Origin of the sequence: Yersinia fenwicki, from assembly GCF_043099325.1 — a bacterium.
Taxonomy (GTDB): Bacteria; Pseudomonadota; Gammaproteobacteria; order Enterobacterales; family Enterobacteriaceae; genus Yersinia.
Genome location: NZ_CP170755.1, coordinates 4,229,644 through 4,254,212 on the forward strand (window position 1 = coordinate 4,229,644; position 24,569 = coordinate 4,254,212).

Sequence of the window (24,569 nt, forward strand, 5' to 3'; positions counted from 1 at the left end):
AAATAGAGCAACTTCGCATCATGTTACTAAGATGCGTTTTTAATCCGACTTGAAATATTCCTAATTATTCCACATTGGAGTCGCTGGTCGAGGGGTTACCGCACCACGACTCATCGTCTTTTTCACTGCACGAGAAGGTGTACAACATAAGCTGCAAATAAAGGGTTTATCACCATGTTCGTGTGTTACAACAAATGTACCGCCACAACTAAAACATTTAGTATGTTTAATCATTCCACAATCAATGAAACGAACTAATGTCCACGCACGAGTTAACCCTAATACCGGTTTTTCACTCTGATTCCCGTAGCATTGTTCATTATAAAGTCTATATGCTTTAACTATATGTTCTATAGTCTGACCAGACAGAGTTTTCTTCAAGTACAGATATATATTATAAAACATTGATGAATGAACATTTTGCTCCCAGGCCATAAACCAGTCAGGTGAAAATGGTAATAATCCTTTAGGCGGTGAACAGCCTTTTAATTCTTTATACAGTCTTAACAATTTCCTACGGCTTAGGCTAGTTTCGTTTTCTAGCACCTGCATTCTCGCACCGAGAGAAATTAACTCCATGGCAATGTTTGTTTCTTTTATTTCGTCTAGAAGGCTTTTATCTTGCATAATTAAATTTCCAATCATGATACCAAAGAGTTATTATCATCTGAAATTGAATCAAGCAAATCAGTCGATAGAACAATACCTGTATGAATACGTTGAAGCGCATCAATACGTGAATCTCTTGTCAAGCAATTAATGACAGCCTCATTATCCAGACGTAATCTACAAATAAGCTGGCCGCAAGTAGAAAGCTTAATCAATTTAGGCAAAGGTAAATCTTTCAATATCTCGATAGTGGACTCTTCCAGCCCAAGCCGAAAACCGGATGAAAATTTGTCCTCACGAATTAATTGCTGTGCCAACAACAAATAGGAGAGATTGATGTTATGAATATTTTGGAGTAACTCGCTATAATCTACAGTGTTCATTTAATTTATCTATTCTAATTACAGTAAAAAACGATCATTTCGCTAAATGAAATGCATCAACATTAACCTTACGGCTCAACGGATAATAACTACGAGCCTTGGCTTCTGCTCATAATTATTCGCTTTTCTCTGGATAGACACAAGTATTTCCACCTCTAACCTCGCAAAGATGGCATATTCAACCTAATTGTCTAATTATTAGATTTTTATAAAAAAAAACACTGCTTGCGTATTACATTAAAAATCATAAATATCAATCACAAATAACAAACCTTTTTGTTTTCAATGAGTTAATTTAATGCAATCATGTAAAATATAACACTATAAAAAACTTATAAATTACTAAACACTAATTTTTAAACGATATAAATGTTTTTATATATAATTTTTACATTTATTTATTATAATCGTTAACTTTTATTGGGTGACATCCAATTTTGCACGTAATCTTTTAATCGCCTGACTATGTAATTGACTGACTCGCGTCTCGGTAATGCCGAAAGTTAGAGCAATCTCTTTCATATTGAGATCCTGTTGATAGTATAAACTGAGCAATAATTGGTCACGCTCAGACAGTTCTTTAATTTTGTCGCTGACATGCTGGGTCAGATTTTGCAAAATCAAACTATTCGCAGGATCAAGGAACTCTTGTTGCGTTGCTATCTCTCCAATGCCATCAAGAAACTCTTCCTGTAACTCTTCAAGTGAATATAACTGGCTGGTGTTACTGTCCATCAACATCTTATGGTAATCGTGTAATGAGACGTCCATTTCTGCCGCTATTTCCGCTTCTGTAGCAGAAACACCATTTTTTTGCTCCAGACGAGTAATAGTAGCGGCTATTTCACGATTATTTGCACGAACACGTCTAGGTACCCAATCACGTTCACGAAGATCATCGATTAATGCATAACGAATACGGTAAGAAATATACGTACTCATCGCAATGCTCTTCTTCGAGTCATACTGTTCTATGGCATTTAAAAAACCAATAGAGCCAGCTTGAATAAGATCATCAAACTCAACACTTGCAGGCAAACGTGCCTGCAACTTTAATGCTTCCTGCCGAATTAAATATTGATATTTAGCCCATATTTGATTCTTATCAAGAATGCCTTCGGGGGTATATATTCCGTCCACAATAATCTTCCAAGCTACATGTCATGTGTACTATTATTGTTTATTGAATCAAAAGTACATAGTCTGATAAGCGAAAGAAATATGCTACATATAAGCCAATGACAATATCAACTTCATTTTAAATAGCATTTGAAGTTTAACTAGATATGCTATTTATAGAGATAGAGTCTAGTAACCACCGCTTCCACTAGATTAACTAGTTTTCTAATCCCTTTTATTTAACCGCCTTATGCATGACTAAATATTAGCCTGCAACATAGATGCGTTCTAATTTTATACAAAAATAAAAATGTGCCTTATGACTTCTATTTTCAACGATTATAATGAAAAAGTTATCTCTCCCGGCAACATGTAAATAACATATCAAAGAATGTTAAATAGAGACATCTTTTGCATTGACTGGAATACAAGCATAGATGAGTTAAGTGCAAACTCTGACATTTTTGACTGAGTAATAAGACTAATCATCGCTTCAGAATCTGAGCCTATTGTTTGCTGATAACGGCTTTCAACAGTAATACGTTGTATATCAGAACTGGCGCCAAGTTGATCTAATTGCTGCAAGTTGGTACCGACTTCCGCCTGAATTTTTCCCAGATTATCGATGCAGTTATTAAGAGACCTATTCACGCTATCAAGAGTGGCTTGCAGCGCTTCACGATCTTCATCAGTCTCTATCGGTTGCTGAAGTGCATCAATAGCCTTGTTTAAGGCGACGAAAAGGTCGTCGTCAGTACCACTCATGAAGACGTTATTGCCCGTATGGCCGACCTGCATCACGGTACTATCTCCAACCGTCTGCGTCATCGCCGTATCACCGCCCACGTAAGTCCCATCTTTCAGGAAAGGCTCAGTACCCGTTTGGTAACCGCCAAAAATATATCGACCGCTGCTATTTTTGCTGTTACCTAAGTCAATTAGACTATCGCGAATCCCTTCCAACTCGATCGCCAGCGCCTGACGGTCTGAATCGGTGTAAGTATCATTACCCGCCGCTACAATTTTCTCTGACAAATTTTTGGTGAGTAGATTTGAGATAGAGTTGAGTACATTGTCCTCAAGACCTAGTGAGTCCTGAGCGTACAATCTTGCTGTATCATATTGATTCATATCTGAAAGTGCGTTTTGGTAGACAATTGCCTGTGACGTTCCGGCAGGATTATCCGAAGGTTTCAGCAAAATCTGCCCCGCAGCCAGACGTGAATAAATGTCATTGTAGTTAATAGTCGCATTCGACATATTATCAATGTTGCGTTGATACATATAACTAGTACTAAGGCGCATTACTTATCTCCAAATCTTTTCTTACCCGGTTATTCTCAAAAGTTCATCATCAGCGGAGACTTAAAATGGTGTCAAAAATATTAATCGCTGCTTGTAAAACCTGCGCATTCGCCTGGTAGTATTGTGAGAACATTGTGAGGTTGATGTACTCTTCATTTATATCAACACCCGATACCGACTGCTTCTGCAACTCCCATTGATCGCATACTTTAGCTGAGGTCGTGGCTTCAGCTTTTAGCCCACTAACGGTAGAACCGACAGAACTCACCATATTAGCGTAAGCTTCTGAAAAGGTAGCTTTGCCGATAATTTGCTTATCTTTTACTGCCAGTAAGGCTTGCAAATTCTCGTTGTTGCTCTCATCTTCAACGTCAGAAGAACTGGATGCTGCGATTTGGCTACCATCCGTGATAGCGACGCTAATACCTGCGGCAGCGCCAGATAACGGGTTAAGTAGGAAGCTATCCCCTGGTTCAGGAACCCCATTCGGTTTCACCGAAATACCTTCGAATATCAGCTCACCGTCATCACCAATTTCAGGTGTAATTTTGCGGCCATCACTGGTAGTGATTTGCCAATCTGACTCATCAGGCCCTTTAAACACCAATGTATAATCAGTCGCATTCACATCGCTGATATTGGTATAGCTCACATCTAATGCCGCATCGCTACTATTTTTACTGTTAGCTAATGCGACCGGATCAGCAATATTAAAAATATTTCCGCCGGGATTGCCGTATAAATCATAACCCTGTGCGTTAACAGCGTTGAATTCATTCGCCATCTGTAATGCCAACTGGTTCAACTCGTTACGAGCAGTGACCAGATCTTCATTACGGAATTTAAATAATCCCCCCAACTTGCCATCGCTGAACTTATCTTCATCCAGTAACATGGAGTTGCCAGAAGCATCAATATAAGCAACCTCAAGTACATTAGGATTCGCTGAAGAGGGCTTGGCTTCTAATCCGTAAGATTTATCCCCATTGACCAGCGTCAATCCATTTGACAGCGTGACATCAACACGACCGGTAGTCGTATTTTCATTGACGCGAATACCAACCTGAGCACTGAGCTTATCCAGCAAGAGATCTCGTTGATCCAACAGATCTGCTGGTAAGTTTCCAGTTTGAAAATATATTTTTTCAATCTGTGAATTGAGATTTGCTACTTGTGCAGCGCAATCATTAATATCATCAACCGACTGCTTAATTTGCGTATTAGTACTTTTCTCAAGCCCATCAAGGGTCTTGCTATTACTCTGGAATTTGTAGCTAATCGTATTGAATTGCGAGTATGTTTCCTGACGAGAAGCGAGATTTACTGGATCGCTACTCATCTTCTGCATAGATTCAAAAATATTTCCAAATGCTACGGAGATATTATTTGTTGTATCACCAAACATATCGTCTATTTGGCTAACTTGTTGATAGCGGCTTAATTGACCTTGAAATTCTGTTTGAGCACCGCGTACCTGGTTATTAATAAAACCATCGTAAACACGCTGTACATCATTTACCTGAACACCATAGCCAAAGAAGCCGAAGTTCGTTGTTTTGCCGCCTGCTTCACCCAACATAATACTCTGACGACTATATCCAGGTGTTAATGCGTTATTAATATTGTTACCAACAACACTTAAAGCAGATTGTGCAGAACTCAGACCACCCTGAGCCAGATACATAAGGTTCATAATTCACCTGTTATAACGAAGTCTTAATATCCATAATTCATATATCGGTTTAAAAAAAACCGACTAAACCCCTAAACATTAAAATAATGAAGAAATATCTGGTTTATATGCGTTTACAGCCTGCCCAACACTACTCTTTACCTGCTGAATAATATTAATCAGCTTACTTGCATAACTAGGATCAGTTGCATATCCACCCGACTGCAACACTTTTGCCGCTATTTCTGGGGATGACGTTCGCGATACATCCTTATAGCGCGGATTATTATTCAGCAGCGCGGTATAATCCGCCAAGGCAGCAGAATAATTTGGGTAAACTTTAAATGTGGCTTTTACTTTTTGCTGTACACCATTGATATATTCCGTAGTAGTAATTTCAGTGGTTTCTCCTTTCCAAGAAGAGGTTGCTTTAATACCAAACAAGTTATGACTCGGTTTTCCATCTTTGGTCAGTATCTCGCGGTCTCCCCAACCCGACTCCAGTGCAGCTTGAGCGATAATCAGTTGATGCGGGATACCGCTCTGCCCACTTGCCTCAATGGCGGGTGCCAACATACGTGAGATGAAACTGCTTGAGCTACGTGATCCGTTGTTACGCACCTCTGGAGGTGCGTTAGTTTGTGGCGAGGCTGGCATCTGCACACCTTTGAAATTTGCCAGACTCGTCGCCAATTCGACAGGTATGCCACCGGTGCTTCGCCCTGTCTCCGCTTTCTCACCGGTGAGTTGTGACATAATCAATTCTGCGAATCCCAACTTCCCGCTCCCCGCAATTTCCTGAGCAATCTGTTGGTCATACATTGAGGTAAACATATCCGACTGAGGACTATCCAGCAGGCCGCCTTTAAAGGAGGCCTCTCGCATGCTTTTTAGCATCATCTGGACAAATAGCCCTTCCATTTGCTTGGCGGCAGCCTCAACACCTTTTGGTGCATCATTTTTGACCGCCAGTTTAAGGTTATCAAGCGAACGTAGATCAAAAGCGGCACCTTGATTAAAACCGCTCATCAGTTGGCCTCCAATCGCGCACGCAGACAGCCCGCGCTTTTCATCGATTGTAGGATAGACATCAGATCGTTAGGAGTTGCACCCAATTTATTGAGCGCCCGAATAACATTGTTAAGATCAGCGCTAGTATTGACCTTCTGTAACGAGCCACTTTGCTCACGCAGCGAAACCTGCGTATTAGGTGTCACGACGGTTTGTCCACCAGCCAATGGTGTATCGGGCTGACTCACGATATCATTGCGCGCGACCTCAACGGTGAGATCACCCTGCGCTACCGCACAGGTATCCAGTGTCACATGGCGATTCATGACCACAGAGCCGGTACGAGAATTGACGATAACCCGCGCGTCTCCAGCATCCACTTTTACCGGCAAGTTTTGAATATCGGCCAGAAAACGAACCCGGGCCGCACTATCTACTGGAGCATAAAGGCGAATACTGCGCGCATCTTCGGCTATCGCAACCGAGCCATGCCGGCGATTAATCGTGTCACTGATTGCCTGCGCAACGGTGAAATCTTCTTGCATTAGTTGCAACGTGAGTGTGTTCTGGTTGGCGAAATTCATCGGTACTTCACGCTCGACTGTCGCCCCACCACTAATACGTGCACCATTGAGCTGATTGACTTGTACCCGTGAGCCGCCCCCTTGAGCCACGGCCCCAGACATCAACAGATTACCCTGCGCAAGAGCATAAACCTGACTATCGACACCTTTTAACGGTGTCATCAGCAATGTGCCCCCCCTCAGACTTTTCGCGTTACCCATTGAGGAGACCACGACATCAATCTTTTCTCCTGTACGCGAAAAAGGCGGCAATTCAGCAGTCACCATTACCGCAGCCACATTTTTAAGCTGCATATTGGTACCTGGAGGAACAGTGATCCCTAGTTGCGATAGCATATTGTTAAGGCTTTGAGTGGTGAAAGGCGTTTGCATGGTCTGGTCACCCGTACCGTCCAGGCCCACGACCAAACCATAGCCCATCAAAGAGTTACCACGTACACCTTCAATTGTCGTCAGGTCACGAATCCGCTCTGCAAAAGCAGGATGCGAAATTGCCAATATGCATGCTACACATAGCAGCCATTGCCGGAACGGAAAAAAGTTAATTTTCATAGTTAGCTAATCAGAATGGAGAAATATTAAGGAATAGACGCTGCAACCATCCCATTTGCTGCGCTTCATTGATGTATCCGTTGCCGACATATTCAATACGTGCGTCGGATACCTGCGTTGAAACGACTGTGTTATTGCCACTAATGGTGCGAGGATTCACCACGCCAGAGAAACGAATAAATTCTGTTCCCTGATTAATGGCTATCTGTTTTTCCCCAATCACACTAAGGTTGCCGTTTTCCAGCACCCGCTGCACAGTGACGGTAATGGTGCCGCTGAAAGTATTTTTTGCTGCCGCACCACCTTTGCCGGCGAAATCGCTTTCACCACTGATAGCCGCGTTGGCGCGATCACCACCAAATACCCCTTGCAATACACGGGGGGTCTTATCAAAAGAGAGCCCTGTAGATCCATCGCGAGAAGCGCTGGCAGATGAGCTTTTGCTCGCACTGACATTTTCTTGCAGCAAGATAGTTAGAGTATCCCCCACATTACGCGGACGGCGATCTTCGAACATTGGCTGATAACCGTAGTTCATCGCCAGCCCCGTTTGGAAAACAGAACCGTTGATAGCAGCAGGCGATGCAGGTTGCGGTGATGCAGTTGTCGTCCCCCCAACCAAAGGTTTATGTATAAATGGCGCACAAGCAGTTAGTGATAGCGAAAGTATAAGTAGAGTGAGGCATCGGGAACCTGAACTGAACAGGCCCTTATTCGCATGGATATCAGACCTAACGGTGCAAAAAAAATTAATCATTTTGTTCACTACTGGTAGGGCAGTCATGGGCCATTTTCTGGCCCATGACTGAAATCAAAGTTGCGACAACCGCTGCAACATCTGATCTGATGTTGAAACAGCTTTGCTGTTAATTTCATAGGCTCGCTGTGTCTGGATCATATTAACCAGCTCTTCAGCGACGTTAACGTTGGAGGTTTCCACATACCCTTGTCGCAAGGTTCCCGCACCATTCAGACCAGCGGTTGACTCATTAGGCGCACCTGAAGACTGAGTCTCGCGATAGAGGTTTTCACCAATACTTTCCAGACCCGAATCATTGATAAAAGTACTCAATGTTAGTTGTCCTACCTGCTGTGGTGCCGTCTGCCCGCTAATGGTGACACTCACGATACCGTCATTACCTACCGTCAATATCTGCGCATCTTGCGGTATGGTAATGGCAGGCTGAACCGGGTAGCCACTGGAGGTTACCAATTGTCCATTCTGATCGAATTGAAAAGAACCATCGCGAGTATAAGCCGTTGTACCATCAGGTAATTGCACCTGAAAGAAACCTCCCCCCTGGATAGCAATATCTTTCGAGTTATTGGTTTGTGTCAGACTTCCCTGGCTATGTAACCGCTCAGTCGCGACGGGGCGAACACCAGTACCAATTTGCAAACCAGACGGAATGGTTGTCTGCTCTGAAGACTGCGCACCTGGCTGACGCAGAGTTTGATAAAGTAGATCTTCAAATACCGCGCGCTGACGTTTAAACCCATTGGTACTAACGTTCGCTAGGTTATTAGAAATCACATCCATATTGGTCTGCTGGGCTTCCAAGCCGGTTTTCGCAATCCATAAAGAACGAATCATAGTTCTCTTTCTCCTGACTATGCTTAACCAATACTTAGCAACTGGTTAGCGCTTCTTTCGTTGCTATCGACGCTGCTGATAACCTTCATGTGCATATCAAAGTTCCGAGCGGTGGAGATCATATCGACCATCGATTTCACCGGACTCACATTGCTGCTTTCCAGAGCTCCCGGCATGAGCCGTTGATCTGGATCGGCTGGCAACGTAGCCACTTCGCCCTCAAGTGTGTGAAACAGGCCATCATCACCGTGAACTAATGCTTTTGCCTCAGCAGTAACCAACTTGATACGTCCAACCTGCGCTAACGAGGAGGGTTCATCTCCAGCTCCAAGAGCAGTAATTGTGCCGTCTGTTGCGATAGTAAGTGCTGACTGTGGAGGAACTGTAATCGGCCCTCCATCCCCCATCAAAGGCAATCCACGTACACGTAACTGGCCTTCACTATCAATTTCTATGTTGCCGTTACGTGTATAACCCTCGCCTCCGTTGGGTAGCTCAACAGCCAGCCAGCCATCCTGTGGCAACGCGACATCAAGATCACGCCCAGTGGTATTAATTGCGCCCATTGTGGAATCGACCCCTGGAGTCGATTCCACAACTAACGTTCTTGTTTCTGTAGTAGGCCCGTTAACAGGTACGGCGCGATATGCCGTAATTTGTGCCCGAAAGCCATTCGTCGTGGCGTTAGCCAAGTTATTACTCGTGACAGCCTGACGATTAAGGGCGGCATTTGCCCCGCCCAAAGCAGTGTATATGGCATGATCCATAGAGTTATTTCATCAACTTAGATTCACCAACGTCTGCAATAGCTCAGACTGGGTTCTGATGGTTTGGGAGTTGGACTGATAGTTACGTTGGAAGACGATCATGTTGACCATCTCTTGGCTCAAATCCACATTTGACGCTTCGAGTCGATTACCATAAAGCTTGCCAAGGTTTCCTGAGCCGGAAATACCGGTAGTAGGCTGACCTGAGGCCGGTGTTTCGCTCCAGCAGTTATTCCCTTCGGATGAAAGCCCACCTGGGTTAGTGAAGTTACTGAGGAGAATCTGTCCGACAGTCTGGCGTTGTCCATTGCTGTACGAAGCAATAACCTCACCGTTATCACCAATGGTGTAACCATTCATCTTCCCAGGAGCATAGCCCGTCGTGCTTAGGCTATCCATCTGTGACTCCGTCGCCTGCTGCGTCATCCCGGCAAGATCCAAGTCAAAATTCAATGCTGTCGCGCCGTTATGGGAACTGCCTTGCACATTCAATGTTGCGGGTGTGGTCTTTAACTGACCGGTGGAATCGAAGGAAAGCGAGGTTTCCTGCCACTCAGGAGTACCAGGAGAGGTACTGTCCATTGAGTAAGCTTTCCACTCGTTATCATCGGTTTTAACATAGTAGACATTAATGGTGTGTTTATTGCCGAGGCTATCGTAAGCATCGACTTGATTTATATAGGTGTAGCTATCACCTACTTTGGGATCGAAGGGGAATTCATCCTGATCGATAGCTTTTGAGCCAGAGTCGAGATTACCGTTCATCGTTCCCGCGTCTGAAGCTTTTGCTGGCATCTGATCGGATGGGATCTGAATAGGCCCGACCGCTGCACCTTGCTGGATAGTTGGTGGCGTACCTGTTGCTTGGTAGCCCGTCAGGTACATGCCCTGATTGTTGATAATATAGCCGTTTTCGTCTTTCTTGAACTGGCCGTTACGGCTGTAGAATACGCTACCTGTTTCATTCACCAGACGGAAAAAGCCATCCCCTTGGATACCCATATCCAGCTCACTGTTGCCCATACCCAGAACCCCATCGCTGAAATTCTGATTAACACCCGCAACCTGGACACCCATCCCAACTTGGGAGCCGGCAAAAACGTCGGCAAAGGCAATGGAACCTGATTTAAAGCCAACTGTTTGTGAGTTGGCAATGTTATTACCCACAACATCCAGTGCTTGAGAAGCGGCATTTAAACCGCTAAGACCTTGCGAAAAACTCATAACTTATCTTCCTGAGGGGTTTAATAAATATCGTTGCTATCACCCGTCACTGGACGAGGAAAATCTGACCTAACATAGCGGTGCCATCTATTCCCAGATGCAATACCGCGCCAGACTGGCTGAAGGAGACGCTCTCTACTTGCGCCCGTTTTAACTCCACAATTTTTGGCGAATCGCCACTTTCGGTGATGGCGGAATAAGAGACTGTAAAAGTCGTATCAGCCTGTTCACGAGGGTCTGTGGGTTGGAAATCTGTTACATCATCTAGCGAGTAAGTGTGTACCCCAGCTTTTACATCTTTCAGCGTACCCACATAGGTATTGCCTTCATCATCGGTTAGCGTCACGGTGACCTTCTCTGCATCGCTGCCAAGCGAGAATGAGAAATCTTGGTTTCCGTCTTCACTGGTAGAAACTACCGGCTTGCCTTCGATTAATACTGTTCGGCCAACCCAGTCAGCTGCGTTCATCTGCTGCATGCTGTTCACCAACGCGCCAACCCCAAGAACTGTCGTATTTAATTGCTCAATCCCTGCTGCAGTCTGGAATTGCGCAAGCTGGGAAGTCAGTTGGTTGTTGTCCATCGGATTAGTGGGATCCTGATTTTGCATCTGGGCAACGAGTAAGGTCATAAAACTATTCAACAACTCGTCCGAGGTATTACCCAAACTACGTGAATTCGCAGCGTTATCGCTGCTGGTCGTGACTGGAGATACGGCCATTTAAGTTTTCCTTATTGTCCTAATGTCAGTGTTTTCAGCATCAGCGTTTTTGCGGTATTCATTACTTCAACATTTGCCTGATAGCTGCTTGAAGCCGAAAGGGTATTCACCATTTCGCCGACAACATCGACGTTCGGCATCCGCACATAACCATTCTCGTCAGCGAAAGGATTGCCTGGTTCGTATAACAAGCGGTCGGGTGCGTCGCTCTCAACTACATCACTAACTTTCACGCCACCAATATCCTGGCCTGCTGCTGCATCAACTTGAAATATCACCTGCCGCGCTCGGTAGGGTTGCCCATCAGGGCCGGCTACGCTATCTGCGTTAGCCATATTGCTGGCACTAACATTGAGCCGTTTTGACTGTGCGGACATGGCTGAACCGGAAATATCGAAAATACTAAACAAGGACATGGGCTAATTAACCTTGGTTGATAACACTCATCATGTTTTTAAGTTGCGAGCTGAGAATCGTCAGACTTGTCTGATATTTAATGGTGTTATCAGCAAAATTAACGCGCTCGCGATCCATATCTACTGTATTACCATCTGCACTTGGCTGATCTGGAATACGGTAAAGTAACTGATCATTATTCATTGGCAGTGCAGTGGCAGGAATATGCTTCCCTGAAGTTAATTTCAGAGATACTTCTCCTGACCTTTTAATGTTATTTTCGACGACGTCTTTTAATTGCTGAGAAAAATCGATATCTCTTGCAAGATATCCAGGGGTATCTACGTTAGCTATATTAGAAGCAAGAACATCCTGCCTTTTTGAGAGTAACTGCAATGCCCCCTGTTGGAAACGTAGTTCATTATCGAGTTTATCAAGCATAATAACGTCCGAACTTTGTCTATATCATTTAACTTATGCTTAATAGTTTATGAGAGAACACAGAAAATCTAAACTCTGAAAACTAGACATAAATAACGGCTTTTAACTGCCTGATTGGATACGACAGCACCATAGTTTATCCCAGAGATACAATTTGAAATAACCATCACCATAAGTAAAAGCAATTTTGCCATCTTTAATCAGAACGACAAATTACTCACCTGCTGTATGATATGAATAAATCAGTTTAATTATGAAGAATTTCCATTCATATAGTATGAAAGAAAAGGTTAAGTTATCGTGAGTCTTCGGTTTATTTGCAATTTTTATTTATTAACTATTTGCGTTTATCTCCCGGTGTCATCAGCATCAGGCCCTCCTCTTTTATTGGAAGATAAAATACGGACGATGATTGCTGAAAAATATAAAGCAGATGGCGAATACAGTCCAAAATTAGAATCACATCTATTGGCATCAGATAAGCAATTGGAAGCGATTTGCAGTAATCCAGAACTTTCCTTTAGCGGGCAAACACAGAGGATGTCAGGCAATCTCACGGTATTGGCGAAATGTGGAACAAAACGCCACTTTGTTCGGGTAAGTGTCAAAGCCACCGGACGTTATTGGGTTGCGAAGCATAATATTCAGCCTGGGCAGCTGATCAAAATAGACGATATGGTAGAACGTAAAGGATCACTGGACAATTTAGCTTCTGATCTCATTTTTGCTCCACAGCAAATAACCGATAAAATTCCAACCCGAATGATCAAGGCGGGCCAGCCCTTTACTACCAGTCAACTAAGAAAACAGTGGTCCGTACTGGCTGGGGAGGAGGTCAATATCATCTCCATCGGAAGCGGATTCCAAATATTAACTATCGGTAAGGCTTTAGATAACGCCGCATTAAATGATATGTTGCGCTTTCGTACACGTTCTGGTCAGTTATTAACGGGCAAAGTCACCGGCCCCGGGCAAGTCACAATAAAAATGCAAAACTAGCTTCAGTTATTTTTTACTACGCCGATGTATTAAATAACAGATCAGGACTACCCATTTAAGGTGGAGAATGAAAATGGCAATTGAACGAATAGACCAAATGCGGTCTGTCACCGCAACACAACAAGACATGTCGTTACGCCAGAAAAACGAATCCACAGCGTTACCTGCACAGGAGACTGATAAAGAATCAGCTACACAGGTGAAACTGAGCAAAGTTACTCAGCAAGTTAAAACCGACACCAGCCGAGATGTCGATATGGAACGTGTTAATAGTATAAAAGCGCAGATATCAGCAGGGCAGTTAGTAATCGATACAGATAAAATCGCCCAGTGTTTAATGAATGAAATTTTCGAACTTCCCTAATCGGTCTAATTACTAAGAATCATGGATAAATTATTAGTTAAATTAATAAAGTTGCAAGAACTTCTGAACGAGCAGGAAGACGTTCTTGTGGAAGAGATAAAGCAACTGAGTCTTCCTAAAGTCAATCCAGTGACACTCCAGTGTATCGCTGATAGTAAGAGTCGCCTACTATCATCCATTAATTACTTTGATACACAGCGTCGGCAAATTGAGTTACAGAAGAGTATTACAACACCCTACTCTGAGAATCCTAAACTTGCTAATCGCTGGAGAACGATTGTCATAAAAACAAAAAATCTAAAAGAGCTAAATTATAAAAGTTATTTACTTCTTGAAATGCACATGAAGAAAGCACAGGAATTTAAAAAACTTGTCAAAGATTCAGGCATGATGAATTCATTGTATGAATCCGATGGGCAAACTGAAAATAAAACTTCTGGTCGTGTTTATAATATTTCAATTTAGGCATATCTTTAGCTTCCAGTTATCAATTTTAACGGAAGCTTTTTTTTAGGTTTTCGACTCTATAGAGAAGAGTTATAAAATAGTAAACCTACTTTACAATTCTGCAATAACTCTGCGTATTATTTTATAAAATTGTTATTTTAAGTCCTCATCTTCATACCAATGCGTGAATTAACTCTATTTTCGTCTTCTTTTCGCACTTTCTCTTCACCTTATTTATCGATCAAATTCCGTTAAAATACCCCCTGACTAATATTTTATTTTCATCGTTAATAACGGGATATATAACGTGGTAAAACCACTACTGCGAAGCGGTTTACGCAGCAATTACCTGCCATTAGGCGAACATGGTCAGTTGGTATTTGATTCTGCATTACAAATACGTGAAGCATTACGCCTACGCGGGCTACAAATCGTAGCGGATTGTTTGGCAATTCCGCAATGTCATAATGAGGATGGGCGTATTGATTGGTATGCACCTCGCCACGGCACTGTCACGCCTTGGGCTAATGCCAGCATTCCACTACGCCAACAAGCACTCGACTATTTACAGCAACGTCGTAATGAGATTGAAACACTACGTGAGCTTGCCATAAAGGCGGAGAACCCGACACTGCAACTGCTTGCTATGCTTTTGAAGCATGTTTTTCAGTTTCCTGGTACCCAATACATTTGGTTGCAGAATGAGAAACCCATCATCGCATTCTGGGGATTTATCGTCCCATCCCAGCCTCAAGCTCAGTGTGCTCTGGACACTCTCATATTGAGTGAGAGAAAGAATATACCGTCAACACCGCCTTTGGCAGAATTAGCCCCACCCGTTGAGCTAGCGGAAGAAGCACTTCAACCTGCGGTTGTGGCGCAAGAAGCGATACCGGACACACCAGAAACAGCAACAGCATTGCTTCCCCGTCGATATAGCAAGCGCCCTATCTACTATGGATTAGTGATTATCTTTATCGTTGGCATCGCAGCTATATTACACTCCTCGATCTATGCACCTCAATCCATTGAGCCAGGCAATATTGAGCTAAGCAGTGTTGCTATACCTCACCACCCCATTAAAAAATCACCTGAACCACAAGCGGTCATTATCAACAAGTTGCCGCTGCAACACGCAACAGTTATCGCCCCACCAGCCCCAGCCGGACATGAAGCGGCAGCACAGGCTACCTTGGTGACTGAAAACGCACTTGTCATGTTCCCCAATTCTATCAAGGCGGGATCTATCAAGTTTCTGAATGGAAGCTGGCAAGCGCAGTATGCCAAGGCGCAACGAAACAAAAGCGAACTACCAGCAATGCGCGTACAGATTGCTAATGGCAAAGGCCATATCCAAATATCAAAAGATAAACAAGTTTGTCAGGCAACAATAACCGCTGGTGTGCTGCCGTCAGGCACTCTTTCGATGAAAAGCAAGTCACGTGCTCGCTGTTCCGACGGAACCTTGCAGACCGTTCCCGATATTAGTTGTAAGCCAGGCGCAGGAGATATAGCAATTTGTCACGCACTCTGGGCAAACGCAGAGTCAACCTCACTGACATTTAATAAAGTTAAAGGATAATCAAATGCTAATTGAACTTGTGCACTATAAGCCCGATGTAACATTGATTCAGGATAGCGGCATTCAATTTCTCGATTTTGGTCTGTCCCTTGATTTGAGTGAGAAGGACAAAGGATATTTTGTCCGCCAAACGGCTAATGGCCCACTATTACATCTCCAACAAGGCCAAGTGGAAGGTAAATTTACTATCCCCAGCCCATCAGGGGATACAGATGAAATCGTCAGGCCAGAAAGTACCGTCCTGTTAGCACATTCGCTCGCACTCCTTGAAGGCGTGTGGTTACCGCTACCTTGGTTACGCAGTAGCCAGAGCACGGCACAAGGAACCGGCCCTGATAACTGGTCGCGTGTACAGTTTCTTCGACTGGATACGCCTGATGCGGCGGGAAATACAGTGCGAATATGTATCGCTTTCGACACACAGCTCCCGAGCGAAAACGAGGCTAATCCGCAACTTACCCCAACGCAAGCTGACATCGATAACGGGGCACGTTTCACATTCGCCTGGCGCAATGCCGATATCGCTGCATTTCTCGATAACACTTGGGTTGACGGCTGGCTACGCGAGGCCTTTGTGACCTATGCCAAAGAAAGTGAACAGCGCAACGAACACGATATTGCCGCAGCACTTAAAGCTTTCGAGTATCAGGCGCATTTTCTGAACCTACTGAATCTCATGGCCAATCATTTGGCTTTACCCGAGATCCAGTTAAGTGGCGAGACACTCCATACCCCTGCCATTCCGGTCGATTTGGTGCTGGATGTTGGGAGTACGCACACCTGCGGTGTCACCATTGAAGATCATGGCCAGAGCAACGCTGGGCTCAGACAGTGCGCGGAATTACGCCTGCGCTCACTCAGTCAACCACAACTTATCAGCTCATCACTTTTCTCCAGTCGGATCGAATTTAGTGAAGCGCGGTTCGGGAAATCGCATTTTTCATTGCAAAGTGGGCGCGAAACCGCGTTCAGTTGGCCCTCCATCGTTCGCCTTGGCGATGAAGCAAAAAAAATGACACTACAGCGCACCGGCAGCGAAGGTGGCAGTGGCCTTTCAAGCCCGCGTCGCTATTTGTGGGATACCACCCCAGCCATTGAGCCATGGCGGTTTAGTGGTTACCAACAGGAACCGCTCGCGACAGCACTCCCACTCATGCACCTAATGAATGACGAGGGCACGCCGCTCTATACATTAGATCAAAATGAACGCCTGCCGGTATTTATCCCTCGCTATAGTCGCGCATCGCTAATGACGCTCATATTAAGCGAGCTATTGGCGCAAACGCTGGCACAAATTAATAGCCCGGCGTCACGCCAACAGAAAGGGCATCGTCATGCACCACGCTACCTTCGGCATATTATTCTGACACTTCCATCAGCGATGCCGAGCCAAGAAAGAAAACGTTTTCATCAACATATGACCGAGGCCATCGCGCTGGTATGGAAAAGTCTGAACTGGCATTTACGTGACGAAGGCTTCACCACACCGGTGGAAAAAGCGAATAGTAGAGTACCCGTACCAACAATCTCTCTTGACTGGGACGAGGCATCCTGTAGCCAACTGGTCTGGTTGTACAATGAAAGCCGCCGCTATGATGGCAGAGTCGACAAACTATTTAGCGTTCTCACTCGTCCTGACCGCACACCAGATAAAGACGGATCTCATAACCGAACACTGCACGTTGCCGCTATCGATATTGGCGGTGGCACAACAGATTTGGCGATAACCCGTTATGACATTGATAACGCGGTTAGCAGTAATGTCAAAATCACACCGCAACTGCTGTTTCGCGAAGGATTTAAAAATGCAGGCGATGACCTTTTGCTGGAAGTCATTCGTCGGGAAGTCCTGCGTGCATTGGAAGAGGCTATTCGTTTAGCTGGCGTCAAGGATAGCGAGGGGCTGCTGCGCCAATTATTTGGCTCATCGTTGAGTCACGATGGTCGTGATGTCTTGCGTCAGCAAGCTACGTTGCTGTTGTTCATGCCATTAGGACACGCCGTGCTAAGTGCTTGGGAAACCGGACAAACTCTGGATACTACTTTTGGCGCGTTATTGGCGCAAACGCCAACGCCGCAAGTACTTGCCTACATCGAGGACGCGGTGCTACAAGCTGGTGGGGCCTTCAACGTGCTAGAAACCCCCTTGCGAGTCGAGCCTCAAACACTCAGTAACGCCTTATTAAATGGGCAATTTTCGCTGACCCAAACGCTACAGTCGCTATGCGAAGTTGTAGAATATTATTGCTGCGACGTACTGCTGTTATCTGGCCGTCCAAGTTGCCTGTCTGGCGTACAGACTTACTTTCGCCGCCGCCAGCCAGTGCCATCAAGCCGCATTGTCTGGATGCAAGATTACCCACTATCAATTGATTTTCCTTTCAATCAAAAGAAGGAAAAAAATCATCCCAAAACGACTGCCGCGACTGGGGCAATGCTCTATCGTCTGTCCATGGATCTACGCCTTGCAGGATTTAACTTTAGCGCCGGGAATATTCAGTCGAGTTCAACCATCCGCTATCTGGGTGTGCTCGATGAAAACAATCTGCTGGCTGAAGAAAACGCCTATATCCAGCATAACGGGATGTCATCACAGGAAATAACGCTCGCGATACGCGGCAACATTCGGCTGGGTTTCCGACAACTGGCGAACCCACGCTGGCCTGCCACACCGCTTTACCAGTTGAATATACGAGATCCGCAACTGGCGAGAACACTTGCCAGTGGTGCCCTTCTGTATATTCGTTTACGCCGGGAAGCCAATAGCGATGAACTCATTCTTATTGAAGCCACATTGCAAGACACAAACCCTGTCTCCTGCGACTGTCTTAGTCTTTCATTGCACACACTCACCGATAGCCATACTGCCGCCAGAGAATACTGGATTGATAGTGGAAACCTGTACTAATGACATATACCAAACCAGATGCCCTGATCTCCTGGGTTCAAAATACTCGCCAACAGAATACATGGCTGGATAATGAAGCTGATGCGCTACTCCTCTTTTTACAACAGCTAAAATTAGAGCAACACTCTGCTGATGCTGCGCTGCAAGCACCGCCGACCTTAGGGGTGCATATCCCTTCGATGTCAACCATCACGCCACAACTTATCGACATATTGGCTGACGATAACCAGCGGATCGAAATTGTGCTGGATGGAACGACATTAGATTACCAGGCGCATATCTTGCCAAGCCTTATCGACACCCCGATGGCTGTACGTTTTACCCATAGACGGAGTGAAGGTGAAGACCCATATATATTACCTCTGACACTCATGAGTCCAAGTGATATGGCATGTCATCTGATAGCACATCATGGCGCTTTCGTTCGCGAGGAGGCTATCAGCGCACACTTATCTCTGTTGGAGGCACGCAAATCACCAATACTTCAGAGCCATATTAGCGGTTCTGAGATGCACATCATCATTGAGACATGGCAACACCACGTCTCTTCACAACAACCGCTATCTCCAGCCCTGAGATTGCAAGCTGGTGAACTGGCACCTTTTCTGAACAGAGAAGATCTGACCCAGTTACTTGCATTGTTCTGGAATAATGACAGTGACATCACTTTCCGCTGGTCAAAGCACCTGCACATACTGCAACGGCTGAATAATTCTTCACAAATATTGGCCCCGGCAAGACTGATCATCGAAACTTTTATGTCGCCAGACCAAGCTTTCCTGCGCCCGTTGAAGGAAGACAAGACATCGCGCGATGAAACTATATCAGTATGCCCGATTCTTGATGGCGTGATCTTTTCAGCCGTTTCTCTTCCTCGCCATACACTCTTAAATGCCTGTAGAGAAATGACCTTAACCCTTGCCAATTCCGATCTCGATTTGGCCGGAATGGATATTCTCGCTTTTGCTGGCGAAGATTTGTATAGATTCAATTTATTACCAACAGATCCCAGAGACGTAAAATCATCACGTCAACAACAGCAAGAAAAGTGGGATTTAGAGCTACAGGCACACTTTTATCACCTACGGCACACGATGACTTTCACAGTAAATGAAGCCGAGGAACTGCTACGTGCGCTGCAAGCCCGCTCCGATCGCCATGGTGAACTGCTTAACGAACTGGCAATTACTGAGCAGGCACTGGAGACGATAATAATACAGTCAGATCAGGAGGGCGAGTCGACAGTTTTACCGTTTATAATCAATCTACTGGATGACGATGATAGCTCACTGATATTGGATAAAGATAAAAGCAACTTCGCAACCAGCGTCTATCGTCACTGGATCAATCATATTCGGAAAAAAGGGTTTGATACTGAACTGGCTCAACGCTGTGGACTAACACCTCAGCAATTGCAGATGTTATGTCATATTCTGATCCAGACAAGTTATAAGACAGGCCTCCAAACTCATCTCGCTAATATGATTGACGATTTTAAAGATCATCCGATTGCTAGTGTCTGCTGTTCCTGCCGGATTTTGAACGAGTTTATTACTTGGCTTGGCTATGATCGTGTGACGCCTGACATGAGACCAGAAAGTCGTATTCATCGTGGTACAACCCTGTTCAACTCACCGAGAAAAACTCTCCATGATACTTCCCTGATCGATCTAGACCATCAGGTGCACAGTAATATAGCCTGGCTTGGTGATTGGTTAATCGCACTTTACTGCCGCACACTGGAACCCCATGTAGAATATGACTTAAATACAGCACAGCGCCATGAACTTAATGCACTTTTTTAGAATAGTCTCTCCCATTAAATATATTTCCTGGATGAACATTCACTTAAAGTATCTATTGTGAAAATTAGGCAACACCCAATATTGAATAAGGCTGCCCGATAAAAGCTATAATTGTCGATGATAATCCACGAACTCGCGTTATTATCGGAAATTTGCTGGAGAATGCCGGTATTACGGTATCATTTGAAGCAACAGATGGTGCCGAAGCACTTAAACTGATTACAGCTATACAACCCGACATTGCCATCTTAGATACTGATATTCCTATACTTAACGGAATAAAGGTCACCGAGATCCTAAGAAAGAAAAAGTACCATGGCATCATCGTCGTTGTTACAGATAAAAATGCGCCCTTTTATGGTAAGCGTAGTATGAATGCAGGAGAAAATGCCTTCATCAATAAAAAAGAGAGTATTAGAGATATTATCTCTGCAATTATCAGAAAACTGAATAATGATAATTTGCTTTGGTTAGCAAAAAAGTAAATTGAACGTAACTGTTTACCCTCTTGAATTTCTCGCGGGTATTTAATCGTCCTACCGGGTTAATGAGGGATAAACGTCCATTATTTAGCGCTATTACAGAATGTGGCCTCCCAGATAATCATAACGTGCAGATCAAACAAAAGCTAAAAGGCCTGAACCCGTTAATACGGAACTCAGGCCTTAATAGCGACTTAATCTAAACTATCCAACATGTCAGAATCAGTTCAGAACAGGACTCTTTTTAATATCAGAATGTTTCCCAGCTATCGCTTTCATTTGCTGTACTGGTTTTACGCGCAGTAGCCATAGTCGGTGCAGGGGCAGCTTTCGGCGCAGAAGGCTCAAACGCATTCAAACGTTCCTGCTGAATATGGAATACTGCCACGGCCTGAGTTAGACGGCTTGCTTGTTCTTCCAACGCTGCCGCTGCTGCTGCAGACTCTTCTACTAACGCGGCGTTCTGCTGAGTGACTCGATCCATTTCAACGACCGCCAACCCCACTTGATCGATACCACGGCTTTGTTCGTCAGAAGCAGAGGCGATTTCACCCATAATATCAGTGACTCGAGTCACCGCATTAACGATCTCATCCATAGTTTCACCTGCGCGCTCCACTAGCGTAGAGCCAACCTCGACGCGATCAACTGAGTCCTCAATCAAGCTCTTGATTTCACGAGCAGCCTGGGCACTGCGCTGGGCCAAGTTGCGAACTTCGCCCGCCACGACAGCAAAACCACGCCCTTGCTCACCAGCACGCGCTGCTTCTACTGCTGCGTTAAGTGCCAGGATGTTAGTTTGGAATGCAATCCCATCGATCACACTGATAATATCGGCTATTTTCTGCGAACTAACGCCAATATCGCGCATGGTCTGCACTACATCATCGACGACTTTGCCACCTTTTTGTGCTGTTTCAGATGCATTCAACGCCAGGTTGCTTGCTTGACGGGCATTTTCCGCATTCTGCTTCACCGTCGCAGTCAACTCTTCCATACTCGCGGCGGTCTCTTCCAGAGATGCGGCCTGCTGTTCTGTGCGAGAAGACAGGTCACTATTTCCAACAGAGATTTCACTCGCACCGCTGTAAATTGCATCAGCACTACTACGAACATCACCCACCGTGCGCGCCAACTCGCTCTGCATATGACGCAATGCATCGGCCAACACACCCATTTCGTTAGTGCCTTCCACGTCGATACGTTTTGATAAGTCCCCACGGGAGATACTGTGAATACTGACATTCAAGCGATTGAGTGGAGAGATCAACGTCTGTTTGATACCCAGCCATACACAAATAATCACCAACAGCACGATAACTAACATACCAACCTGCATCCAGATTGTCTGGACGAACATTCGTTCGTTATCAGTCACCGCAAATTCAAATAAACGATCAGATCCATCTCGATAACTTTTATATGCTTCTTCAAATTCTGTCTCGAAACGTTGTGTAGGATGGTCTGAATACTCTCTCACTTTACCTGCAGACAGCATCTGTACCAATTCAACTAAAGCATCATGATAGCCATCAAATTTACGTCTAAAATTTTGCTGAGCACCTATATCCATTTTAGTTGGCAGCGTTTCAAAATATGTGAAATCTTTCTCAGACTCTTTTAACAAGGCAGAGGTTTCTTGTAGTAATATGGGTACTGCATCGAAGTCATTAAGATGAATGCGATTGGCAGCACGAGCCAGAAGGCCCCGGGATTGAATTAACAATACCCGACTAGTGGAAGCGGCAAACTCTCTCTGATTAATATCTAGCAAATTGGTGACATTAACTTTGTCACTCTTGATTGCGCTATAAAATAGCCCACCGGACGTTATTTGTAGCATACCAAAAATGACTAACACCAACATAAAACTAGTGACAATTTTAATGCGATTTAACATTTTTTCTCTTTCCTCTAGAAATATATATAAACTATCGGTTTGGCGAGAAAAAACATAATGAAAGCTATCCTTACATATGCGTGCGTTTTAGTCCCTTTATGTCCTCTTAACTTATCTTCAATGAAGAAAAAAACGACATCCATTAACATGAAAATTAAAAAATCTCAGTTTTTCATATAATAGAAGGGAGCGAAAGTGATTAAAACCCTGGTGTGAATATTAAAAAAATCGCAAATAGAAGTTAAGTCCTTTAAATAAAAGAAGATTTCAGCGAATACTTGATGGTTCTAATAAAGTAGTTCGATGAAATTCAATATTTAAAGATGTCTTATTAGAAATAGTGATTTGGATGTAGTTTAGATTGTTTCGATTAAGTATTTCCACTTTGACTCTTTCCCCTGAGTGCCACGATGCAATTTCTCTTATCTCATCGAGCATACACTGAATTTTTTTCTCACTCATTACCTCGTCCTTCTGGTTATATGTAGCACCTGTATTTAAAGACCGCTATGCGTAATATACAATGAATAAACCAATTAAAAACTGTGACTTACGCAACGCACCTATCCCAACTATATAAAATGAATATCAAACCATTTCATATAACGCACCAACTAAAATTCACTTTCATAGTCAATATAAGACACTTGCATCACCCATACCTAATTTTAACCTAGGATAGCGGACCAATATATAAATTTAAAATACCACTATAAAAAATAAAATCAATTCCATCTCATTCCATTAAATACCAGCAAAAAGTCCGCCTTTTTGATCAATTGATAAATTAAAGAAACGTGGTACCTTATATGCTCTTAAATATAAGAAAAGTTAGTTTCTCATTTTATTTTTTGGGAGATCAGGTAATTCAGCATGAATAAGCGGTATCTTTTTTTTTATCTAGGTGTCAGCTTTTGGCTGATCGCTTTAACCGCCTGTCTCTCATACTCTACAGTACCAATGATGGTTTGGGCCGTCCTTGCACTCGGCGCATTTACACTCCATTGTTCACAATCGCAGATTTTAAAAATGTTCAAAAAAAACAAAAAAACATGTAATGATTTACTGACAAAAAAAACAAATATTCCGTCAGGAGTATCATCTGATGAGAAATCCCCTCATACCATTATCGCCACAGATATTTGTGTCGAAGGCAACCTCACCTCTTCTGGAAAAATTGAAGTTTTTGGGGAGGTTAAAGGGGATATTCACGTTAATAATGGGCTTATTCGTATTATGTGCAGTGGTAGAGTTGAGGGTAATATCACCTGTGATGAACTATATATAGATGGTTCCGTTAAAGGCGAGTGTAAAGCTGAAACCATTAATATTGATGAGCATGGTAAGATCAGTGGCACCCTTACATATAACTCTTTATCCATCCAACATGGAGCCACTGTAATAGGTGCATTACATCACTCTGATAAGTCAGAAAACTTAGTTAATGACACATCTGTCAAAGCAAGAGAAGTATCCGTACGTGATGCATCAACACCAGAGTCGGGTCTACTGAAACATAAAAAATAAAATTATTCTCCATCACAGAAATAATTCTCTCTGATGGAGAACATAGTCATTTTATGTCGCCCCTTTATAAAGGAGGGGGTGGTGATACTCAGGTCGTTCTCCCGATGAGCAATAGCATCCAGCAACATGCCAAGTAGATTATTATTACGCATGGCTGATAGTTTTTCTGGATATAAC

23 protein-coding genes are annotated in these 24,569 nt (G+C 43.9%); 8 read left to right on the plus strand and 15 right to left on the minus strand.

The features are described 5' to 3' along the window. Window positions 1-60 precede the first annotated feature (60 nt). From flhC to flgB, 14 genes are all read right to left on the minus strand, one after another. The gene (gene flhC / locus ACF3VQ_RS19185; RefSeq protein WP_392432568.1) at window positions 61-627 is read right to left on the minus strand and encodes a flagellar transcriptional regulator FlhC; all 567 of its coding nucleotides are present in this window, start codon (window positions 625-627) and stop codon (window positions 61-63) included. A 14-nt stretch (window positions 628-641) separates the two neighbouring features. Continuing rightward, window positions 642-992 (minus strand): flagellar transcriptional regulator FlhD, encoded by a 351-nt coding sequence (flhD, locus tag ACF3VQ_RS19190; RefSeq protein ID WP_392432569.1) that lies wholly within the window; start codon window positions 990-992, stop codon window positions 642-644. Between the two features lie 417 nt (window positions 993-1,409). Then, window positions 1,410-2,132: an RNA polymerase sigma factor FliA gene (locus ACF3VQ_RS19195; protein WP_392432570.1), complete on the minus strand. Its 723-nt coding sequence runs from the start codon at window positions 2,130-2,132 to the stop codon at window positions 1,410-1,412. A gap of 363 nt (window positions 2,133-2,495) precedes the next feature. Next, window positions 2,496-3,416 carry a flagellar hook-associated protein FlgL gene (gene flgL, locus ACF3VQ_RS19200; RefSeq protein WP_392432571.1) on the minus strand — a complete coding sequence of 307 codons (921 nt, stop codon included), beginning with the start codon at window positions 3,414-3,416 and terminating at the stop codon, window positions 2,496-2,498. 49 nt (window positions 3,417-3,465) lie between these two features. After that, entirely contained in the window at window positions 3,466-5,109 is a 1,644-nt protein-coding gene (flgK, locus tag ACF3VQ_RS19205) for a flagellar hook-associated protein FlgK (protein WP_392432572.1), read from the minus strand. Window positions 5,110-5,187: 78 nt separating this feature from the next. Then, on the minus strand, window positions 5,188-6,117 hold the full coding sequence (gene flgJ, locus ACF3VQ_RS19210; RefSeq protein ID WP_392432573.1) for a flagellar assembly peptidoglycan hydrolase FlgJ: 930 nt from the start codon (window positions 6,115-6,117) through the stop codon (window positions 5,188-5,190). Next, a complete protein-coding gene (locus ACF3VQ_RS19215; RefSeq protein WP_392432574.1) occupies window positions 6,117-7,235 on the minus strand; it encodes a flagellar basal body P-ring protein FlgI in 1,119 nt (372 codons plus the stop codon). The genes flgJ and ACF3VQ_RS19215 overlap by 1 nt, the downstream gene beginning before the upstream one ends. Window positions 7,236-7,245: 10 nt before the next feature. Further along, window positions 7,246-7,992, minus strand: a complete 747-nt coding sequence (locus ACF3VQ_RS19220) for a flagellar basal body L-ring protein FlgH (RefSeq protein WP_392435711.1) — start codon at window positions 7,990-7,992, stop codon at window positions 7,246-7,248. A 54-nt stretch (window positions 7,993-8,046) separates the two neighbouring features. Then, the gene (gene flgG, locus ACF3VQ_RS19225) at window positions 8,047-8,829 is read right to left on the minus strand and encodes a flagellar basal-body rod protein FlgG (RefSeq protein ID WP_392432575.1); all 783 of its coding nucleotides are present in this window, start codon (window positions 8,827-8,829) and stop codon (window positions 8,047-8,049) included. Window positions 8,830-8,852: 23 nt separating this feature from the next. Next, the gene (locus ACF3VQ_RS19230) at window positions 8,853-9,596 is read right to left on the minus strand and encodes a flagellar basal body rod protein FlgF (protein WP_392432576.1); all 744 of its coding nucleotides are present in this window, start codon (window positions 9,594-9,596) and stop codon (window positions 8,853-8,855) included. Between the two features lie 12 nt (window positions 9,597-9,608). Continuing rightward, complete coding sequence (gene flgE, locus ACF3VQ_RS19235) at window positions 9,609-10,820, minus strand: flagellar hook protein FlgE (RefSeq protein ID WP_392432577.1); 1,212 nt, start codon at window positions 10,818-10,820, stop codon at window positions 9,609-9,611. Window positions 10,821-10,866: 46 nt separating this feature from the next. Continuing rightward, window positions 10,867-11,541: a flagellar hook assembly protein FlgD gene (locus ACF3VQ_RS19240; protein WP_392432578.1), complete on the minus strand. Its 675-nt coding sequence runs from the start codon at window positions 11,539-11,541 to the stop codon at window positions 10,867-10,869. An 11-nt stretch (window positions 11,542-11,552) separates the two neighbouring features. Further along, complete coding sequence (gene flgC, locus ACF3VQ_RS19245) at window positions 11,553-11,957, minus strand: flagellar basal body rod protein FlgC (protein ID WP_392432579.1); 405 nt, start codon at window positions 11,955-11,957, stop codon at window positions 11,553-11,555. Window positions 11,958-11,964: 7 nt separating this feature from the next. Next, complete coding sequence (gene flgB / locus ACF3VQ_RS19250; protein WP_392432580.1) at window positions 11,965-12,378, minus strand: flagellar basal body rod protein FlgB; 414 nt, start codon at window positions 12,376-12,378, stop codon at window positions 11,965-11,967. Between the two features lie 300 nt (window positions 12,379-12,678). On the opposite strand from flgB, the gene flgA reads away from it, so the two are divergent. From flgA to ACF3VQ_RS19285, 7 genes are all read left to right on the plus strand, one after another. Then, window positions 12,679-13,377 (plus strand): flagellar basal body P-ring formation chaperone FlgA, encoded by a 699-nt coding sequence (gene flgA / locus ACF3VQ_RS19255; RefSeq protein WP_392432581.1) that lies wholly within the window; start codon window positions 12,679-12,681, stop codon window positions 13,375-13,377. 67 nt (window positions 13,378-13,444) lie between these two features. Further along, window positions 13,445-13,741 carry a flagellar biosynthesis anti-sigma factor FlgM gene (gene flgM / locus ACF3VQ_RS19260; RefSeq protein ID WP_392432582.1) on the plus strand — a complete coding sequence of 99 codons (297 nt, stop codon included), beginning with the start codon at window positions 13,445-13,447 and terminating at the stop codon, window positions 13,739-13,741. Window positions 13,742-13,762: 21 nt separating this feature from the next. Next, window positions 13,763-14,206, plus strand: a complete 444-nt coding sequence (locus ACF3VQ_RS19265) for a flagella synthesis protein FlgN (protein ID WP_392432583.1) — start codon at window positions 13,763-13,765, stop codon at window positions 14,204-14,206. A gap of 289 nt (window positions 14,207-14,495) precedes the next feature. After that, window positions 14,496-15,770: an SrfA family protein gene (locus ACF3VQ_RS19270; protein ID WP_392432584.1), complete on the plus strand. Its 1,275-nt coding sequence runs from the start codon at window positions 14,496-14,498 to the stop codon at window positions 15,768-15,770. A 4-nt stretch (window positions 15,771-15,774) separates the two neighbouring features. Beyond that, window positions 15,775-18,678, plus strand: a complete 2,904-nt coding sequence (locus ACF3VQ_RS19275; protein WP_392432585.1) for a virulence factor SrfB — start codon at window positions 15,775-15,777, stop codon at window positions 18,676-18,678. Next, window positions 18,678-20,483, plus strand: coding sequence for a virulence factor SrfC family protein (locus ACF3VQ_RS19280; RefSeq protein ID WP_392432586.1), 1,806 nt, complete (start codon window positions 18,678-18,680; stop codon window positions 20,481-20,483). Before ACF3VQ_RS19275 ends, ACF3VQ_RS19280 begins: the two co-directional genes overlap by 1 nt. Window positions 20,484-20,635: 152 nt before the next feature. After that, the gene (locus ACF3VQ_RS19285) at window positions 20,636-20,968 is read left to right on the plus strand and encodes a response regulator (RefSeq protein WP_392432587.1); all 333 of its coding nucleotides are present in this window, start codon (window positions 20,636-20,638) and stop codon (window positions 20,966-20,968) included. A gap of 247 nt (window positions 20,969-21,215) precedes the next feature. Here ACF3VQ_RS19285 and ACF3VQ_RS19290 read toward each other — a convergent pair whose 3' ends face one another. Further along, window positions 21,216-22,865, minus strand: coding sequence for a methyl-accepting chemotaxis protein (locus ACF3VQ_RS19290; RefSeq protein ID WP_392432588.1), 1,650 nt, complete (start codon window positions 22,863-22,865; stop codon window positions 21,216-21,218). An 873-nt stretch (window positions 22,866-23,738) separates the two neighbouring features. Between ACF3VQ_RS19290 and ACF3VQ_RS19295 the strand changes: the two genes are divergently transcribed. After that, entirely contained in the window at window positions 23,739-24,392 is a 654-nt protein-coding gene (locus tag ACF3VQ_RS19295; RefSeq protein WP_392432589.1) for a polymer-forming cytoskeletal protein, read from the plus strand. Window positions 24,393-24,569: the final 177 nt, after the last annotated feature.